Genomic DNA, 17,285 nt, shown 5'->3' with positions numbered 1-17,285 from the left:
ACTCAAAGAAAAAAATCACATTTTCCAAGCAAAACGAAAGCTCCTTAAACACGCTCCGCCTCATACACCCGCTCTTCCGCTTCCGCCTCTTCCCTCGGAAGGATCAGATTCAGTGCAATCGACATGATACTGGACATCACGACCGCCGATTCCCCAAATATGGTTCTGGCCCAGTCCGGGAACAGTCCCAGACAGCCCGGAGCCTGGATCATGCCGATACCGACGGCAACGGACAGGCCCACGATCGAGATGGTGCGGGCGGTCAGTTCTTCCTTCACGATCAGCTTAATTCCAGTCATGGCGATCATGGCGAAGACGGACACCGTCGCACCGCCCAGCACGCAGGAGGGGATTGTCGTCAGCAGCGAGGCAAACTTCGGAATAAATCCGGCCAGAAGGATGATAACAGCCGCCGTACCGATCACAAACCGGTTTACCACCTTTGTCATAATGACAATTCCCACATTCTGGCTGAATGTCGCCGTGGGGATTCCGCCAAACAGACCGCCCAGTATGCAGGCGATTCCATTCCCGATTATCCCTCCGCACATCTCATTCTCCGTGGCCTCCCGGTCCAGGCCGCCTCCCGCTGTGGAGGTAAAGTCCCCGATTGCCTCTACCGATCCCACAATACACATGATTGTCATCGATATGATCGAGGTGAGTTCAAATTTAATGCCAAAATGCAGCGGTGTCGTAATCTGAAACCATCCCGCCTCCGCTACAGGGGCGAAGGAAACCTTTCCCAGCACAAGGGCCAGAACGTAGCCGCAGGCCATCCCGATCAGGATCGATGCCATTTTCGTGATCCCTTTCGTAAAGTGATTGCAGAAAAGTACGACGCCCAGCGTAAAAAGTGCGATTGCCCAGTTAAGAGGGCTTCCAAAGTCCGCCGCTCCCGTGCCGCCGGCCATGTAATTCACCGCCGTCGGATACAGGGAAAGACCAATCGTAAAGACCACTGTCCCCGTCACAATGGGTGGAAACAGCGCGTTGATCTTCTTATAGAAGACACCGACCAGGATCGCAACCGCGCCGCCCACCAGCTGCGCGCCGAAAATGGTGGGCAGGTCAAACCTGCTTCCCAGCGATATCAGCATGGGTATGTATGCAAAGCTGGCGCCCATAATGACGGGAAGGCCGGAGCCGCAGTATTTATGGACAGGAAACACCTGGATCAGCGTCGCAACCGCGGATATGAGCAGCGCCGCCTGGATCAGGATAATCTGGTCCTCCCGGCTGGCGCCTGTCACTCCCGCGACGATGATGGCCGGCGTCACACAGCCTACGATCATGGCAACCACATGCTGGAGCGCCAGGGGCAGTGTCTGGGACATTTTGGGTATTCCATTTAAATCAAAAACCGAAGCATTTCTTTTCTCATTCATCTCACGATCCTCACTTTATATTCAGAAGTTTTTCCACAGCCGCGTTGGCCTTCGATACGATCTTTTCCTCTTCCACATTGACGAGACGGCCCTGCTCTACCACGACCTTCCCGTTCACAACCGTGTAATCCACAGCACCTTTGAATCCGATGCAGGACAGCAGTGATTTCGGGTCGTATTGTCCGCCGACCAGTTCGATGCGGTCCAGGGCTATGGCAAAGAAATCCGCCGCCATCCCCTCGGCTAAATGTCCCAGTTCCTCTCGCCCGAGAATCGATGCGCTCCCTCTCGAAGCCATCTTTAAGATATCGTAACCGGATGGAGCCCCACTGCTGGAATTCAGGCGGTGAAGCAGATAGGCCACCCGCATCTCCTCCAGCATATTGGAGCCGTCGTTACTGGCGCTTCCGTCTACGGCCAGTCCGGTTTTTACTCCCATCCGCAGCATTTCCGGGATTCTGGCAATGCCTGAGGAAAGCTTCATGTTGGAGACAGGGCAGTGGGCCACTCCAGTCCCCGTCGCTGCCAGAAGTTCCAGTTCCTCTGTGTTAAAATGGATTCCATGAGCATACCAGACATCGTCTCCGATCCATCCCAGGCTCTCCATATAGGCCAGCGGACGCATGCCGTAATGCTCCAGGGTGAACGCCTCCTCGTCCTTCGTCTCCGCCAGGTGCGTATGGAGGCGGACTCCCAGGCTGCGGGCCAGGGCCGCTGATTCTCTTAAGAGACCGCCGGTCACGCTGAACGGCGAACAAGGCGCCAGCGCAACGGTATGCATGGAATACCTGGAAGAATCATGATACTTCTCAACCACCGCCTGCGAATCCTTTAAAATCTCATCGATCGTCTGAACCACGCTGTCCGGAGGCAGTCCCCCGTCCTTCACACTCAAATCCATGCTGCCCCGCGTGGCCGCCATCCGAATTCCCAGGGCGTCCGCTGCCGCAAACTGCGCGTCAAGAAGTGCTCCGGCGCTATGCTCCGGAAACACGTAGTGATGATCTAAGCACGTCGTGCAGCCAGTCTTTAACAGCTCCCCCATTCCAGTTAAGGAGCTGTAGTAGACACTGTCGCCGTCGATGCCCTTCCATATCTCATATAAAGTTTTCAGCCATGGAAAGAGTTCCATGTTTTGTACCTGTGGAAGATTTCTTGTGAAGGTTTGATATAAATGATGATGGGAATTAATAAGTCCCGGATAGACAACCATCCGGGACGCATCAATTATTTTATCAGCTGTTTTTTCTTCTGTTCCAATGTAGGTAATTACCCCATCTGTCACCAGCATGTTAATATCCGTCATTAACCTGTCGTTGTCGTCACATGTCACAAGATACTTTACGTTTTTCATCAATAGAGTTTCTGCCATTTCAATTCCTCCTGAATTTTTTACGTAAAAATATGCATTGTTTCATACAACTATACTTCTGGTATACTGCTGGCGGACAGGGACGCTCACGATTCGTCCCTTCATATCGTCAAGACTAATGTCAACGAATATAAATTGGGAGAAAATATGCCGCGTGAACCCAGCTATGTTTTAAACAGCCATATAGAGATGTACTTATCAAGGTGCAATTCTTACTGAGTGTTAGTATAGCAGACAGTCTCATTTCCTGCAATCTGTATAAATTAATAAAAAAATCGTCTGTTTTTTGTGCATTTTTAACATTTCAATGTCTGTTCCAGGCAGTACTTTTCCACCGCCTCATCGTACGATCTCCATACCGTCATAGGCAGGCCGCAGCACGTTCCTGCGTTTAATATCTCCTGATAGCCCGCCGCCCATTCCGGAAGCCCCTTCTTCATATGGTTTTCCACCATCTCCCTGGTGTTGGCCTCTAAAAACATGTTCTGCATGATATGGGCTGCCACAAACGTCGGGAGCTTGAACAGACCGGCCGGAAATGTCTTATTCGTATCGACTCCCTGCATCCGGCATACACCGATCCCCTCCCGAAACGCCTTGACCACCTTCTTGACGGCCTGATAGTCACTCGCAAATGAGCCGTAACCCCCGCACTCCAGCACAGCGCCCGCCGTAACAGACTGCTGCAAATAGTGGACCTTCATCCAGTCAAAGATATTTTTATCGAAAACCGTACGAATCCCGGACTGATTCAGCGCTGTCTGTATGTCGCCAAGCCCGGCCCGGCATTTTCCGCCCAGCCTTACTGCCTCATCGAAGAGGATGACCTTTAAACCGGCTTCATCGCGGCCGCCTCCCGTGCTGGAAGGGAACGCAATCAGATACTGATCCGCCGATAAGTACGCCTCGATCTCCGCCTGAATATTCCAGTTATTCTGCATAAATGTAAAATATTTTGTATATTCAGCCAGCTCTGAAAGCCTGGGCAGAACGTCTGCCAGCTGACACCGGTTAACAGTTACCAGGATCCCGTCGTAATGGTCTGTCACTTCCGTCACACAGCTGGGATAAAAAGTCACGTTCTCGTAAGAGGAGGCCTTCTTCCTCAAGTCCTTAACGGATAAAACCACTCCTCCAGACAGTTCTTCATAGTGCTCCGGCTTCACCAGCAGGTCGATCTCGTGGTTCTGAGACAGCAGCCATCCATAGGTTATTCCGATCGTTCCTGCTCCATATATTAAGTATTTCATCTGTTCTCCATTTTCTGTGGTTTGTCTGTACCGCTCCCGAGGTTTATCAGAATTTCTCTCATAATCGTCACCGCACGCTCCGGATAACAGATATCATCGTACAGAAATGTACCGGTCTCTTTCCCGTCCAGCATGAATCTCAGTGTATATTTATTCAGGCTGCTGCCGATTTCCCTGTACACCCTTCTGCTCTTTCTCAAGAAGCGCTCAACCATCCGGTTCCTCAGGATCACCCACCGGTCCTCAAAATGTTCCACGATCAGAGTATCAAATTCTTTGGGAAACTGTGGTTCAAAGGTTTCGCTGACAGTTCCACACCATCTGCTTCCATAGCCAAAGTTCCAGTCCAGATACCATTCCCCGTCACAGGCCCGGCATCCGGCCCCATGAAGCAGATACTTCGTTCCGTTGATCTCATACTCGATGCCCCAGCGCAGCTTTCTGCTGCACAGAAAATCCGCTTTGGATTTCAGGCAGAGGCCAGCCAGCAAACGGAGGCAAACGTCGTTTACCTGATCGATGTATTCTTTCATCACGGTTCTCAGCCCGTCTTCCATACGCTCTGTCCTCGTTTTCTTAGATGTGTCACTTACGTTTCATCTATCATACCATAGAAATGCCGCGTCTGACAGTATGCTTCCGCATCATTTTTCCGAAACAAGTCTAAACATCACACCAGCCGTCCATTTTTCCCCTTCTCCGCCCCGCACCTCACAAAAAAAGCTGGAGCGGCGACACTCTCCCAAATGTCGCCGCTCCGGCTTTTTCTCTCTTCGAAACAATCCAAAACATAATGAAGCTCTATGAAAACAGTAACACGCTTCTCCCTTTAATCCTCTTTGCCAACCACCTTATAAGTCTCTTCCACGATTCTCTCCATGGCGTTTAAGATATTTTCATATCCCGTACACCGGCAGAGATGGCCGGATATCATCTTTCTCAATTCCTCGCGGTTGTACCGTTTTCCGGTTCCCACGATCTCCACCGCGGTCATGATCAGACCCGGCGTACAGAAGCCGCACTGTACGGCCGCTTCTTCCACAAACGCCTTCTGGATCGTACTCAGTTCGCCGTTAGGACCTTTTAAGCCCTCTACCGTCATGATCCGGCGTCCTTCCGCCCACATGGTTAAGTAGATACAGCTGTCGATGGCCTCGCCGTCCACCAAGACGGTACAGGCGCCGCACTCTCCAACCTCACAGCCTTTCTTCACGCTGGTAAGGCCCAGACGGTCCCTCAGCGTCTCCAGTAAGGATTCCCTGTCGTCTACCGCCACCTCGACCTCTTTATCGTTGACAATCATATGAACAATCTTAAGCATCGCATTCACCCCCTGCATTTATAATCGCCTGTTTCAGGGCACGTTTTGCCATCTCTTCGATGAGCTGTAAACGGAATTCCTTGGAAGCTCTCCAGCTGGTACGCGGATTCACTTCCTCCAGAACGCTCTTGCCCAGCGTCTCAAACAGCTCATTTCCGATTTCCATGCCTTTCACCTTTTCCTCTGCCTTAAAGCAGCGGATCGGGGTCGGAGCGGCGACGCCGTAGCCGATGTGCATTTCTTCGATGTGCTTCTTATCTTCGGTCAGTTTTACTGTAACCGCGCAGCCCATGGTAGCGATCTCCATGGCGTTTCTCTTGCCGTACTTGATGTAATGGCCGCCAAAGCCCTCGTAGGACTCCTTGCGGATCCGGATGGCAGTCAATATCTCGTCGTGCTGCCTTACCGTCTTTCCAGGGCCGGTATACCACTCGCGGATCGGAATCTCCCGCACTCCCTCTGGTCCTTCGACGACTAAAATCGCGTCGAGACAGCAGAAGGATGAGGCGCTGTCCGCACTGGTCACACCGTTACAGACATTGCCGCCCACCGTACCGATGTTGCGCAGCTGCGGTCCGCCTGCCTGGTCCACGGCATCCCCTAAAATCGGAATATATTTCTGAATAATCCTGTTATTGGTTACATGGGAAAATGTGGTCGCCGGGCCGATGACGATGGTGCCGTCCTCTTCCATTCTCACACCTTCCAGTTCTTTGATTCCGTGAATGCTGACCAGGGAACATCCGGCAAGCTTGCCTTCCCTGACCTTAATGAGCACGTCGCTGCCGCCGGAAATGACGACGGCCTCGGGGTCTTCCTTTAAGGCACGGATCGCATCCCCTATATCTTTTGCCTGGTATAATTTTTCAATATCATACATGGAATATCACCGTCCCTTCTAAATCAGTTCCGCTGCCTTAAAATGAGCCACAAGCTTCTGCGGGTCAAGAGGCAGGGAATCTACCGCTACACCAGTTGCGTTTAACACTGCGTTCCGGATGGCCGGTGCGACCGGAATAGCCGGCGGCTCACCTAACGCTTTATTTCCAAATGGACCCGTCGGATCGTCCAGTTCCACAAATTGCACGTGGAGATCCGGCGTGTCCATGGAGGTAGGCAGTTTGTAATCCAGCAGATTGTCATTTAACGGCCTGCCGCTCTTATCAAAGAGGAGTTCTTCACTGAGCGCGTATCCAAGTCCCATGCTCATGCCGCCGTGAACCTGTGCTTCAGCCAGCTTCGGGTTGATTAGCTTGCCGCTGTCGTGAACATTGACAATGTTGGTCACCTTCACCTTGCCGAGAGGCATATCCACTTCCACCTCTGCGAAACAGGCGCCCGTTGCAAATGTATTATCCTTGCAGTGGCTGGTCGCCTCCGCAGTGATGTGGATCGAGCGGTCGAGGCTGTAGAACGCCGTCGTCGCAAGCTCCGCCATATCAAGAAGCTTCTCCCTGCTCTCCTTATCGACTACCACATTATTCTGGATATCCATGGTGTCTTTCTCTTTATCCAGCATATATGCCGCATAATCCAGGATTCTGTCCTTGAAAATAAGTCCGGCCTTCTTCACAGCCATACCGCTGACATACGTCTGGCGGGATGCGTAAGCGCCCGTATCAAACGGTGTAATATCGGTATCCTGCGTGGAGAGAATATGAACTTTGTCCTCCGTAATACCGGTGGTCTCCGCGGCCATCTGGGTAAATACGGTATCCGCGCCCTGTCCGATCTCCGTAGCCCCCATCTGCAGCTGCATGGAGCCGTCCTGATTTAAAACCATACGGCAGGAAGCGGTCTCCAGAGAGATCGGGTAAACGCCTGTCTTATAGCAGAAGATCGCCATACCGATTCCTTTTCTGACAGGACCGGTCTGGTTCTCATACTCTTTCCGTTTTTCATCCCAATGAATATAGCTCCGGCCTTTTTCCATACATTCCTTTAAGCCGTATGTATTACATGCAACGTGGGTATGGGGATCCACATAGCCCTCCGGCATACAGTTTTTCATTCTGAATTCCAACGGGTCCATATGAACGGCCACCGCCAGATCATCGGCCATACACTCCGCCGCAAATGCAGCCTGCGGAATTCCGTAACCTCTCATGGCGCCGCCCGTGGCAATATTCGTATAGACGGTGTAAGCGTCGGATTCCAGAGTCTTCTCATCGTGGTAAATCTGCTTGAACTCATTGGATGTGTTTGCCACAATGGCGTGGGCGTGAGAAGCGTAACCGCCCTGATTGGAATACGCCTCAAATTTTCTCGCTACCAACGTTCCATCCTTTTTGACAGCCGCCTTAACATGGCACTTAATCGCATGGCGCACTCTCGTACAGGCCAGCGTCTCTTCCCTGGAAATCTCCATGCGGACGCCTCTTCCGCCCACCTGGGTGCAGAGGAACGCATTTAACGGTTCATAAAGGACGTCCTGCTTGTTGCCGAATCCGCCGCCGATGTACGGCTTGATCACGCGGATTTCACCGGCCGGAATCCCCAGCGCCTGGCTGATGACACGGCGTACGATATGAGGAATCTGTGTAGAAGTCGTCACAACAATCCTTCCTTTTTCCATGTAGGCAAAGGAAATCGGAGTCTCGATATGGCAGTGCTGAACGCTCTGCGTCGCATAGACATGATCGATCTCTACCACGTCCTCTCCTTCCACAGCCTCCTGATAGGTTCCTTCCCCTACTACAAAGCTGGAATGGGCGATTACATTGCCCGGCTTCTCCTTGTGAAGAACCGTGGCTCCTTCCGCCATGGCAGCCTCGACGGTAAGCATGGGTTCGTACTCCTCATACTCCACCTTCACCAGACGCGCCGCACGGTTTGCCGCGATCTCATCCTCTGCGATTACTGCAGCGATGTCGTCACCGTAGACACGGACTCTGGTATTTAACAGCTTTCTGTCTGCAATATCCTGGTGCGCGGTTTCCACAGACCAGGGATGTCCCGGTGTCGGGAACTGAATATCCGGAACGTCAAAACACGTAACGATCTTGACGACTCCCGGCACAGCCAGAGCTGCCTCCAAATCAAAGCTTTTTACTACACCATTGGCAATTGTGCTTCTTACGACCTTAGCCACAAGAAGTCCTTTTGGTTCCAAATCCGCCGTATATTTGGCGCCGCCGGTCACTTTCTCGATGGCGTCAACGCGGACCATGTTATTACCAACTCCCATGGTATCCTACCTCCTGTTTCTTTTATTCTCCTGCTAATCAGGCCCCGGTTCTTAAAAAATAAGAAAGGCTGGCAGCGACGAGACTTTTTCAGGACAATTTCATCCATCAAAGTGATGTCGCCGCCAGCCCGTTTGACAATGTCTACCTGACCGGTTCTCCTGATTTGCTCAGGTTGCTATTTTCAGTTGCTCTATATATTATTAAATTAATATATATTTTAGTACAAACAGTACCGCCAGAACATACATCAGCGTACTGATCTTCTTCTCCTTTGCGTGACCTGTAACCAGATTGATGACTACATAGGAGATAACGCCCATGGCAATACCTTCAGAAATGCTGTACATAAACGGCATGGCGATGATTGCAATGTAGCATGGAATTGCTTCTGTAAAATCGTTGAAGTCGATCTTCGTAATGGAAGTAAGCATTAAGAATCCTACTACTACCAGAGCCGGTGCCGTTGCAAAGGACGGAATCGCTAAGAAGATCGGGGACAGGAATAAGGATAAGCCGAATAAAATGGCTGCTACTACTGCCGTTAAACCTGTTCTGCCGCCTTCGGAAACGCCGGAAGCGCTCTCTACGAAGGTGGTGGTGGTGGAAGTACCGAATAATGCGCCTACGGATGTACCAACAGCGTCTGCCATCAAAGCGCCCTTGATATGCGGAAGCTTTCCGTCTTTATCAAGCATGTCGGCCTTGGAAGCTACACCGATTAACGTTCCCAGCGTATCGAACATATCGACGAATAAGAACGCGAACATAACTACCAGGAAGTCAAGGGATAATACTCTTGAGAAGTCCAGTTTGAAGAACGTCGGAGCCATGCTCTTGATACCGAAACCGGAAGATAAATCCGGGAATACGCTGTACATGCCAAGTTCCGGATTCGGCTGATATAAGCCGACCGCCTGGCAGATCATGCCAAGAATCCAGGTTGCCAGGATTCCCCATAAGATATTGCCCTTTACATTCTTAACAACTAAAATTGCGGTAATGAGAATACCGATGATTGCTAATAAAACTGTAATTCCTACGGAATTGAAGGTTCCATCCGTTAAAGCACCCTTGAAGGAGTAAACAGAAACAAGTGTGGCGCCGTCCACAACGATTTTCGCGTTCTGAAGGCCGATAAATGCGATGAACAGACCGATACCTACGGATACCGCGTGTTTTAAGTTCATCGGGATTGCGTTAAAGATCGCTTCCCGCACATTGGTCAGTGACAGAAGAATGAAGATAAGACCTTCTACGAATACAGCTGCCAGAGCCATCTCCCAGGTGTAACCCATGTTCAAAACAACGGTGTATGCAAAGTACGCATTTAATCCCATACCTGGTGCAAGTACAAACGGATAGTTTGCAAATGCTGCCATTAACAGAGTCGCTACCAGTGCTGCCAGTGCAGTCGCCGTGAATATGGCGCCGCTGTCCATACCAGTCGCACTTAAGATGCTCGGGTTTACTGCAAGTATGTATGCCATGGTCATAAATGTGGTAATACCGGCTACAACTTCGGTTTTGACGTCCGTGTGGTTTTCCGACAAGTGGAACACTTTCTCAAAAAAGTTCTCATTTCCCTTCGTTTCCATACTTCCTACCTCCTTGATAGTTGAATGATTTTCATTTATATAGCAGAGCAGCCCCACGCAGCTCAGTATATATGGGTTTCTTTCGTATATGGTAACTTCTCGAAATTCTATATTCAGTTTTAAATTTACACTTTGCTTTCATTATATCAAAAAATTCTGTTTCCCGCTACGATCTTCCCTTTTATATGCCTCTCATCAGACAAATAGATGAAACGCTCCAGTCTTTCCTTCAGGGAAAGCGGCTGCGGATGGCGGATATCACTGTCGTCGAGAATCAAAGCGTCAAACTCATAACCTTCCATGAAGCTTCCAACCTTTCCGAAGAATGATCCGCCGCCCATGGTTCCCAAATAGAATGCTTCTTCCACGGTAAGCGGTTTTAAGCTGGTATCCTGTAATCTCCATCTCAGCTTGGATACCTGGACTGCGTGTGCCATGGCGTAAAATATGGATTCCTTGCTTCCGCCGGCTACGTCAGAGCCAAGCCCCACGTTGACGCCTTTGTCCAGATAGGTTCTCACCGGTGCAACACCGGATGACAGGTTCGTATTGGATTCCGGGCAGTGGGCGACGTATACGCCGCGTTCTCTCATTAATTCGATTTCCTCTTCAGTCGAGGATACACAGTGGGCCATAATGGTCTTCACATCTCCGCCGAACAGGCCAAACTGATCGTAAGCATCTCCGTAGAAGCGTGACTCCGGGCACAACTCCTGTACCCATGCGATCTCGCCCTGATTCTCCGACAAATGAGACTGAACCGGAAGGTCATACTTCTTCTGAACCTCTTTTAGCTTCCTCATCAGCTCATCCGTACAGGATGGAATGAACCTTGGTGTCAGGATCGGACGGACGTTCTTATACTGATCCGCCGTGTCCTCCAGCCACTTCACCGTGTCGGCCACGGACTGCTCCGCACTCTCTTCACATAAGTATTCCGGTGAGTTCCGGTCCATGTTGACCTTGCCGATCATGGTCTTTAATCCAGTTTCCTCCATGAGATCCATGAGAAGCTTTGTCGCCTGATTATGGATGGTTGCGAAAATACAGGCTCTCGTTGTCGCACTGCTCCTCATGGAATCAGCAAAAATTCCATAGGCGCTCTTCGCGTACTCTAAATCCCGGTACTTGGACTCCTCCGGAAATGTGTTGGTATTCAGCCAGTCCAGAAGCTCTAAATCCATTCCAAGACCGCGGAACGCATACTGCGGTGCGTGGACATGTAAGTCTACCAGTCCTGGTGTGATGATCTGATCACCGCAGTCCGTCACCGGATACGATGCGTATTCCTCCGGCAGTGTCTCAAAAACTCCGGCACACAGCCCCTCCCTGCAGACGAGCCATCCGGCTTCTACCAGTTTTAAGTTCTTTGCATCTTCGCTGTAACAGATGTTTCCCTTCAGTACAAAATTCTTATCTCCGGCCATTTTCCCTCCTATTCCGTATTCCAGTTATAGGAGAGACAGCTGTAAAATCGCGTCCGGACGACTTCCACCTCAAAAAAAAACCACCGTCACCCCTATAATTTTCACATGACTGGTGTCTTTTGCAGTCTTTACTGATCGTGCTGACAGTCATGCAAAAACTTATAGACAACTATTACGGTAGTTGGTAGAAACGCTCAACCAATTATGAGCATATATAAGTTTCTTTGAATACTTATCTCTATTAAATTTTCTGACCTCTGACAGTTTGAGTCTACCATATTGTACAACTATTTGTCAATACCATTTTCATTTTTGTGCATTTTTCTTTATTTCTGTCTTCTTGGTCGATATTTTGAATACAATTCGGAGAGGATACTTATAGTTTTTTTCTATAAATCTAAAAAATTATTAGTAATAAAGAGTCCGGCGAGCCGGACTCTCGCGCCGGAGCGCGGTCGCTTCAGCGGCCATATTTCCTTAGCACGGAGTGCGCATACCCGATAAAGCGGGGCACGCTGTCCCCCGGAGGGTTTTTGTTTCATGGGATGAACTTTCCTATGAAAAACAAAAAAGCGGTCAGATCAAATACACTCCAACCGCTTCATAATGCATATCGTTTTGCTTCATATATTTTAAAACCATTTCCTCCAGTTCTGCGGCGGCACAGTAGGCCAATCCGCATCCGGAGGAAATCTGACGCGGGACCGGAATAAGACGACCCGGGATTCCGCCGTTTAAACATGCTTTCTCCATCGCAATCGCTTCCGCAGTTGTGTGGAAAGTCACGATCACTTTATTTTCCTTTTGCCTCATTAATTTCTATCCTTCTATTGTCAGTTCGAACTCCGAACCAGTCTCTTTTACCAGCACGGTGAGTCCTCTGCTCTTAACAAATTTCTCTATATTCGTTCTGGAATGCGGCTCGCTCACCAAAACTTTCAATTTCTCTCCCGGATGGGATTTCAATGCATCCGACACCAGTATTAACGGTTCCGGACACGATAAGCCTCTTGCATCTACTTCGTACATGTGGGTTTCCTCCTGATCTGTTCTCTGCACACTCTGAACTCTAATCTCTGTTCATCTATTTTTTCTCCCGCTGAATTCCCGGAAGAAAACCAATCACAAACAGCGCCGCGATACAGATGATAACCGCTGCTTTTCCAGCCATTCCCGGGCCTCCGGCTACCGCTGGTGAAGCGTCCGTCGCTGCCGCAGCTGCCGCGCCGGCAAGTCCAAAGTTATGGCAGAGAGCCGCGCCTATGAACATTCCCAGGAAGGTAACAGCGGAATCGGAAGATCCCTGTCCCGCCAGCACCATCTGTCTTAAGGGACACCCGCCTGCAAGGACAGCTGCAAATCCAACCACATACATACCGAGTATATTCCACAAATGCTGTGCATGGGCTACCGGCTGACCATCAAAGGAAAGCTTAAACCCTCCGGTTGCAATATTAAAGATAAGCATTACTACGAAAAATGCTCCGATAATCGTAATCAAATCAAAGTTTTTCATTAAAATCACATCTCGAAAGCTTCCGGCAAAGCAGGTCCGGCATTTCTGTGAGACCGCTCCGAATACCAGCCCGCCCACGAGTGCAATGAGAACCGGCGCGTGCATACTTCCCGGCCCCTTCTCGCTGACTGCCATCAGGGTCGTCGTCACGCTCAAGATCAGTACGATAACCAAAAGGACCGGCAGAACGTATCCGCTGACGCTTTTTGATTCATAAGATCTTCCAAGACTGAAGCCCTTCTTAAGTGCGGCTGTTCCGGTAAAGACGCCGCCCACAAAACCAATCAGAGCCACGTAGGCGTTCAAATCGCCTGCCGACATACGGATCAGCATACGCAGCGGACATCCCAGAAATACAAGGGCGCCGATCATCATGATCATCCCCAGCACAAACCGTATCATCGGTGAAGAGCCGGCCGTGGAGCGGTATTCTTTTGTGATCAGAGATATGAAAAACGCGCCCACCACAATTCCGACAATCTCAGGCCGTACATACTGCACCAACGCCGCCTGGTGTAATTTCATGGCCCCCGCCGTGTCACGGATAAAGCAGGCGATGCAGATCGCCATGTTCTTCGGGTTTCCGAAGAAAGCCAGCGCCGCCGCAACGATACCCAGCGCTGCCCCTGATAACGCCAGTGTTTTTTTTGATTCCGTCAAATTCATGTTGTCCCCCTTTTTTCATAAATAACAGTTCAGCCATGCATCTTCTTGTTTTCAAAAACAGAAAACAAGAAGCCCAGGCGTTCCGCCCTATGTCAGTTTGTACAGAAAAGCGCTTATACAAGCCAGCTTGTAACACACTTTTCTGTACAAACTGCCGCATGGCTGAACTGTCACAGATTTTATGAAATCAGTGTAGCAAAGAAAGGGGCCTCTGTCTAATTGATAATCGTATTACGCTTATAGATTTCATCTATAAGTAAGCATACAGTTCCCTAACAAACTGTATGAACAGCCGGGCCGCCTTACCAGGCTTATTGCTCTTACTCCAGACCATGTAAAGTTTTCGGTAAATATCGCCCTCTGCCAGAGGGAAACGCAGAAGCTGCCCCTGAGCCACATAATCTTCCACCGCGGCACTGGAGATAATGGCAATTCCCATGGCGGTGCTGACCGATTTTTTAATGGTCTCCTGATTGCTTATTGTGGCCACCACGTTCATGCGTTTTAAATCTACGCCGTGTTCCTTCAAATACTGTTCCGTTTCCTTTCGCGTTCCGGATCCGTCCTCCCGGACAATCCATTTCTCCTCATAGAAACGTTCCATGGGAAAGCCGGTCTTCTCATATTGCCGGTATGTCTCCACATTTGGCGTAATCACCACAAGGCGGTCGTAATAAAATGGCTCAAACACACAGGTCGGATCCTCCAGCCGCGTGCCGGTAAAGCCGATCTCCACCTTCCCATCCAACACCATGCGCACTACTTCCAGACTGTCCGCCTCCATTAATTCCAGCTTATTACCGGGATACGTCCTGGAAAACAGGGAAAGGATCTGGGGAAGAATGTACTGCCCTGGAACAGTGGAGGCTCCCACCGTTATCTTTTGAACGCCCGGCGTATCGGTCCTCGTAAAATCGCGGAGAATATTTTTTTCCAGCTGCAGCATTTTTCTGGCATTGTCGTACAGGAGTTCCCCGGACGGCGATAATTCCACGTCCTTCGTCGTGCGGATAAACAGCCTGGCCCCCAGCTCCTTTTCCAGCGAATGGACATGGGCACTGACCGTAGGCTGGGTCAGATACAGTTTCTTGGCGGCCTGAGAAAAGCTTTTCACCTCTGCCACGCAGACAAAGGCCTCCAGTTGTTTCAGATTCATAGACATTTCCCCCTAGCAGGTGCTATTACTTAGGAATTTATGCAAAGCAGTACTAGTACTTCATTGCATGAATAACGCGGTAATAGTGCAACGCTGTACTAGCCTTCTGCAATTTCATGTACCGCCCGGACGGCCTCGTCGATCTCGGCTTCCGTATTAAAGTGTGACATGGAAAAACGGACGGCTCCGGTGCCCTCCGTCCCCAGCGCCCGATGCATCAGAGGCGCACAGTGGGCGCCTGCCCTGGTATAAATCTCATAGTGATACGCCAGCTCGTCCGCCACCTCACCGGAATCGTAATCCCGGATATTCAGTGACACAATAGGCGCCCTCTGTCCCGTAAAATCGCCGTAAATGGTCACTCCCGGAATGGTTCTCACTCCATCGTAAAACTGCCTCATCAAAGAAAGCTCTCTTTCCCTGATCTGCTCCATGCCAGTTTCCTTAATATAGCGTAAAGCCGCGTAAAGTCCGGCAATTCCGTGACCGTTTAAAGTTCCGGCCTCCAATGCAGTCGGCATATCCTCCGGATGAGCCTTGGAATAGCTGTGGACTCCGCTTCCGCCCACGATAAGAGGTCTCACAGCAACACCCTGGCGTACGCAGATTCCTCCCGTTCCCTGGGGGCCGAGCAGGCCTTTGTGTCCGGTGAAGCAGAGAACATCAATTCCCATTTCTTCCATATTAATGTCGAACACGCCTGCGGTCTGGGAAGCATCCACAACGAAAAGCAGGCCTTTCTTTCTGCAGAAGCGCCCAATCCGTCCGATATCCACCATATTTCCGGTGAGGTTGGAGGCATGGGTACAGATAATTCCTTTCGTATTGGGCCTGACTGCCTTTTCAATATTCTCGTAGCAGATGCAGCCATTTTGATCGGCGGGAAGAATCGTCAGCTCCAGTCCGGCTTCTTCCAGAAGATAGAGCGGACGCAGAACGGAGTTATGTTCCAGCATTGTGGTGATTACGTGATCTCCCGGTCCGAACAGGCCGAAGACTGCCATATTCAGGCTTTCGGTGGAATTGGCCGTAAACGCCACCCGGGATGGGTCTCCCGCATGGAACAGCTCCGCAAGCAGCTCTCTGGCAGAATAGATCTGCCTGGACGCATCCAGGGATGCGCCGTGAGCCCCTCTGCCGGAGTTTCCCATATGGTGCATGGCCTCCTGTACCGCCTGATATACCGCCTCCGGCTTTTGGTACGAGGTGGCGGCATTATCGAGATAGATCATAATCTCACCTCAGTTTCACGAATTTATCTTCCAGTTCCTTCACACAGCCAATCACCGCAAACGCAGTCTCCAAACCGGCTTCCCGCAGCCCGGCCGTTATCTTTTCTCCATCCTCCGGTGTTACGCTGACTAAAAGTCCCCCCGAGGTCTGAGGATCACAGAAAATATCACACAGAAACTCCTCTGTATCCCCGAAATCAACCTTATTCTCAACAAACAAACGGTTTCTGTAAGCTCCCGCCGGTATCAGCCCCATCTTTGCCAGATCCGGAGCTTCCTTTTGAAGCGGTAAATCCGACATATGGATTTCCAGAGTCACACCGCTTCCTTCCGCCATCTCGACGCTGTGACCGGCTAAGCCGAACCCGGTCACATCGGTACAGCTGTGCACGTCAAACAGTTCGATCACGCGCTTGGCCGTCTTGTTTAAGGAGGTCATAACCCGGATTACCTCCGCCTTCGCCTCCTCGGAAGCCATATCCGCCTTCACCGCCGTATTGACGATACCTGTTCCCAGTGGCTTCGTCAGAATCAGCACATCGCCTGGTCTTGCGCCGCAGTTTTTAAAAATCCGGTCCGGATGGACAAATCCCGTCACGCTTAAACCGTACTTCGGCTCATCATCCTGAACGGAATGGCCGCCTGCCAGGACCGCTCCCGCTTCCGCGACCTTTGAGGCGCCGCCCTCCAGAATCTTACCGAGAAATGCCGGATTGACACAGTTGGGCCAGGCCACGATATTGAGCGCCACCTTCGGTTCTCCGCCCATGGCATAAATATCGCTTAATGCGTTGGCCGCCGCTACCTGGCCGAACGTATAGGGGTCGTCCACCACCGGTGTAAAGAAATCCAGCGTCTGTATGAACGCCAGCTCATCGTTCACCCGGTATACGGCTCCATCATCGGAGGTCTCGATTCCCACCAGCAGATTCGGATCCTCAGCCTTGGGAAGATTCTCCAGTACTCCCGCCAGAGTCCCCGGACCGATCTTGGCAGCACAGCCCGCTGTCTTTGTCATTTGTGTCAGCCTTACTTCGTTGTCTGGTATCATGTTTTCCCCGCTCCCTTATTTATAGATTTTATCTATTATCATTGTAGCACATAAAAATATTTTAGCAATACTAATTCTTTTTCAGCAAAACGGTTATAAATGGGCAGAGGGATTAAATGTGTC

Annotated in this window: 15 protein-coding genes and 1 riboswitch; all 15 genes read right to left on the bottom strand. The window is 50.5% G+C overall.

Features of this window, described 5'->3' with window-relative positions; translation table 11 throughout:
- Positions 1-44 precede the first annotated feature (44 nt).
- Positions 45-1,388 carry a uracil-xanthine permease family protein gene (locus tag H8S75_RS25725; protein ID WP_187023963.1) on the bottom strand — a complete coding sequence of 448 codons (1,344 nt, stop codon included), beginning with the start codon at positions 1,386-1,388 and terminating at the stop codon, positions 45-47.
- 10 nt (positions 1,389-1,398) lie between these two features.
- Entirely contained in the window at positions 1,399-2,760 is a 1,362-nt protein-coding gene (locus H8S75_RS25720) for an 8-oxoguanine deaminase (RefSeq protein ID WP_187023962.1), read from the bottom strand.
- 296 nt (positions 2,761-3,056) lie between these two features.
- Positions 3,057-4,010: a ketopantoate reductase family protein gene (locus H8S75_RS25715; RefSeq protein ID WP_187023961.1), complete on the bottom strand. Its 954-nt coding sequence runs from the start codon at positions 4,008-4,010 to the stop codon at positions 3,057-3,059.
- Complete coding sequence (locus tag H8S75_RS25710) at positions 4,007-4,567, bottom strand: DUF6896 domain-containing protein (protein WP_187023960.1); 561 nt, start codon at positions 4,565-4,567, stop codon at positions 4,007-4,009. The genes H8S75_RS25715 and H8S75_RS25710 overlap by 4 nt, the downstream gene beginning before the upstream one ends.
- A 272-nt stretch (positions 4,568-4,839) precedes the next feature.
- Positions 4,840-5,331: a xanthine dehydrogenase subunit XdhC gene (gene xdhC / locus H8S75_RS25705; protein ID WP_002602682.1), complete on the bottom strand. Its 492-nt coding sequence runs from the start codon at positions 5,329-5,331 to the stop codon at positions 4,840-4,842.
- A complete protein-coding gene (gene xdhB / locus H8S75_RS25700) occupies positions 5,324-6,211 on the bottom strand; it encodes a xanthine dehydrogenase subunit XdhB (protein ID WP_187023959.1) in 888 nt (295 codons plus the stop codon). Before xdhB ends, xdhC begins: the two co-directional genes overlap by 8 nt.
- Positions 6,212-6,229: 18 nt before the next feature.
- Positions 6,230-8,518, bottom strand: coding sequence for a xanthine dehydrogenase subunit XdhA (gene xdhA / locus H8S75_RS25695; protein ID WP_187023958.1), 2,289 nt, complete (start codon positions 8,516-8,518; stop codon positions 6,230-6,232).
- A 201-nt stretch (positions 8,519-8,719) separates the two neighbouring features.
- Complete coding sequence (locus H8S75_RS25690) at positions 8,720-10,114, bottom strand: NCS2 family permease (protein WP_110322504.1); 1,395 nt, start codon at positions 10,112-10,114, stop codon at positions 8,720-8,722.
- Positions 10,115-10,260: 146 nt separating this feature from the next.
- The gene (locus tag H8S75_RS25685; protein ID WP_187023957.1) at positions 10,261-11,541 is read right to left on the bottom strand and encodes an amidohydrolase family protein; all 1,281 of its coding nucleotides are present in this window, start codon (positions 11,539-11,541) and stop codon (positions 10,261-10,263) included.
- Positions 11,542-11,683: 142 nt separating this feature from the next.
- Positions 11,684-11,779, bottom strand: a riboswitch (purine riboswitch).
- Positions 11,780-12,117: 338 nt separating this feature from the next.
- Positions 12,118-12,354 (bottom strand): putative Se/S carrier protein, encoded by a 237-nt coding sequence (locus H8S75_RS25680; RefSeq protein ID WP_002602677.1) that lies wholly within the window; start codon positions 12,352-12,354, stop codon positions 12,118-12,120.
- 6 nt (positions 12,355-12,360) lie between these two features.
- Positions 12,361-12,570 carry a sulfurtransferase TusA family protein gene (locus H8S75_RS25675; RefSeq protein ID WP_187023956.1) on the bottom strand — a complete coding sequence of 70 codons (210 nt, stop codon included), beginning with the start codon at positions 12,568-12,570 and terminating at the stop codon, positions 12,361-12,363.
- A 55-nt stretch (positions 12,571-12,625) separates the two neighbouring features.
- Complete coding sequence (yedE, locus tag H8S75_RS25670; RefSeq protein ID WP_187023955.1) at positions 12,626-13,723, bottom strand: YedE family putative selenium transporter; 1,098 nt, start codon at positions 13,721-13,723, stop codon at positions 12,626-12,628.
- 250 nt (positions 13,724-13,973) lie between these two features.
- Positions 13,974-14,879 (bottom strand): selenium metabolism-associated LysR family transcriptional regulator, encoded by a 906-nt coding sequence (locus tag H8S75_RS25665; protein WP_187023954.1) that lies wholly within the window; start codon positions 14,877-14,879, stop codon positions 13,974-13,976.
- A 98-nt stretch (positions 14,880-14,977) separates the two neighbouring features.
- The gene (locus H8S75_RS25660) at positions 14,978-16,111 is read right to left on the bottom strand and encodes an aminotransferase class V-fold PLP-dependent enzyme (protein ID WP_187023953.1); all 1,134 of its coding nucleotides are present in this window, start codon (positions 16,109-16,111) and stop codon (positions 14,978-14,980) included.
- Positions 16,112-16,115: 4 nt separating this feature from the next.
- Positions 16,116-17,162 carry a selenide, water dikinase SelD gene (selD, locus tag H8S75_RS25655; RefSeq protein WP_187023952.1) on the bottom strand — a complete coding sequence of 349 codons (1,047 nt, stop codon included), beginning with the start codon at positions 17,160-17,162 and terminating at the stop codon, positions 16,116-16,118.
- Positions 17,163-17,285: the final 123 nt, after the last annotated feature.

This window comes from Hungatella hominis (assembly GCF_014288005.1).
GTDB lineage: Bacteria > Bacillota > Clostridia > Lachnospirales > Lachnospiraceae > Hungatella > Hungatella effluvii.
This window is presented reverse-complemented; position numbering and strand designations above follow the sequence as displayed.

What these genes read in the sequence shown, in the direction of transcription:
- selD (WP_187023952.1), bottom strand. Translation starts at nt 17,162, where the DNA reads ATGATACCAGACAACGAAGTAAGGCTGACACAAATGACAAAGACAGCG.
- H8S75_RS25710 (WP_187023960.1), bottom strand. Translation starts at nt 4,567, where the DNA reads ATGGAAGACGGGCTGAGAACCGTGATGAAAGAATACATCGATCAGGTA.
- H8S75_RS25720 (WP_187023962.1), bottom strand. Translation starts at nt 2,760, where the DNA reads ATGGCAGAAACTCTATTGATGAAAAACGTAAAGTATCTTGTGACATGT.
- yedE (WP_187023955.1), bottom strand. Translation starts at nt 13,723, where the DNA reads ATGAATTTGACGGAATCAAAAAAAACACTGGCGTTATCAGGGGCAGCG.
- H8S75_RS25715 (WP_187023961.1), bottom strand. Translation starts at nt 4,010, where the DNA reads ATGAAATACTTAATATATGGAGCAGGAACGATCGGAATAACCTATGGA.
- H8S75_RS25660 (WP_187023953.1), bottom strand. Translation starts at nt 16,111, where the DNA reads ATGATCTATCTCGATAATGCCGCCACCTCGTACCAAAAGCCGGAGGCG.
- H8S75_RS25665 (WP_187023954.1), bottom strand. Translation starts at nt 14,879, where the DNA reads ATGAATCTGAAACAACTGGAGGCCTTTGTCTGCGTGGCAGAGGTGAAA.
- H8S75_RS25680 (WP_002602677.1), bottom strand. Translation starts at nt 12,354, where the DNA reads ATGAGGCAAAAGGAAAATAAAGTGATCGTGACTTTCCACACAACTGCG.
- H8S75_RS25675 (WP_187023956.1), bottom strand. Translation starts at nt 12,570, where the DNA reads ATGTACGAAGTAGATGCAAGAGGCTTATCGTGTCCGGAACCGTTAATA.
- H8S75_RS25690 (WP_110322504.1), bottom strand. Translation starts at nt 10,114, where the DNA reads ATGGAAACGAAGGGAAATGAGAACTTTTTTGAGAAAGTGTTCCACTTG.
- H8S75_RS25725 (WP_187023963.1), bottom strand. Translation starts at nt 1,388, where the DNA reads ATGAATGAGAAAAGAAATGCTTCGGTTTTTGATTTAAATGGAATACCC.
- H8S75_RS25685 (WP_187023957.1), bottom strand. Translation starts at nt 11,541, where the DNA reads ATGGCCGGAGATAAGAATTTTGTACTGAAGGGAAACATCTGTTACAGC.
- xdhC (WP_002602682.1), bottom strand. Translation starts at nt 5,331, where the DNA reads ATGCTTAAGATTGTTCATATGATTGTCAACGATAAAGAGGTCGAGGTG.
- xdhA (WP_187023958.1), bottom strand. Translation starts at nt 8,518, where the DNA reads ATGGGAGTTGGTAATAACATGGTCCGCGTTGACGCCATCGAGAAAGTG.
- xdhB (WP_187023959.1), bottom strand. Translation starts at nt 6,211, where the DNA reads ATGTATGATATTGAAAAATTATACCAGGCAAAAGATATAGGGGATGCG.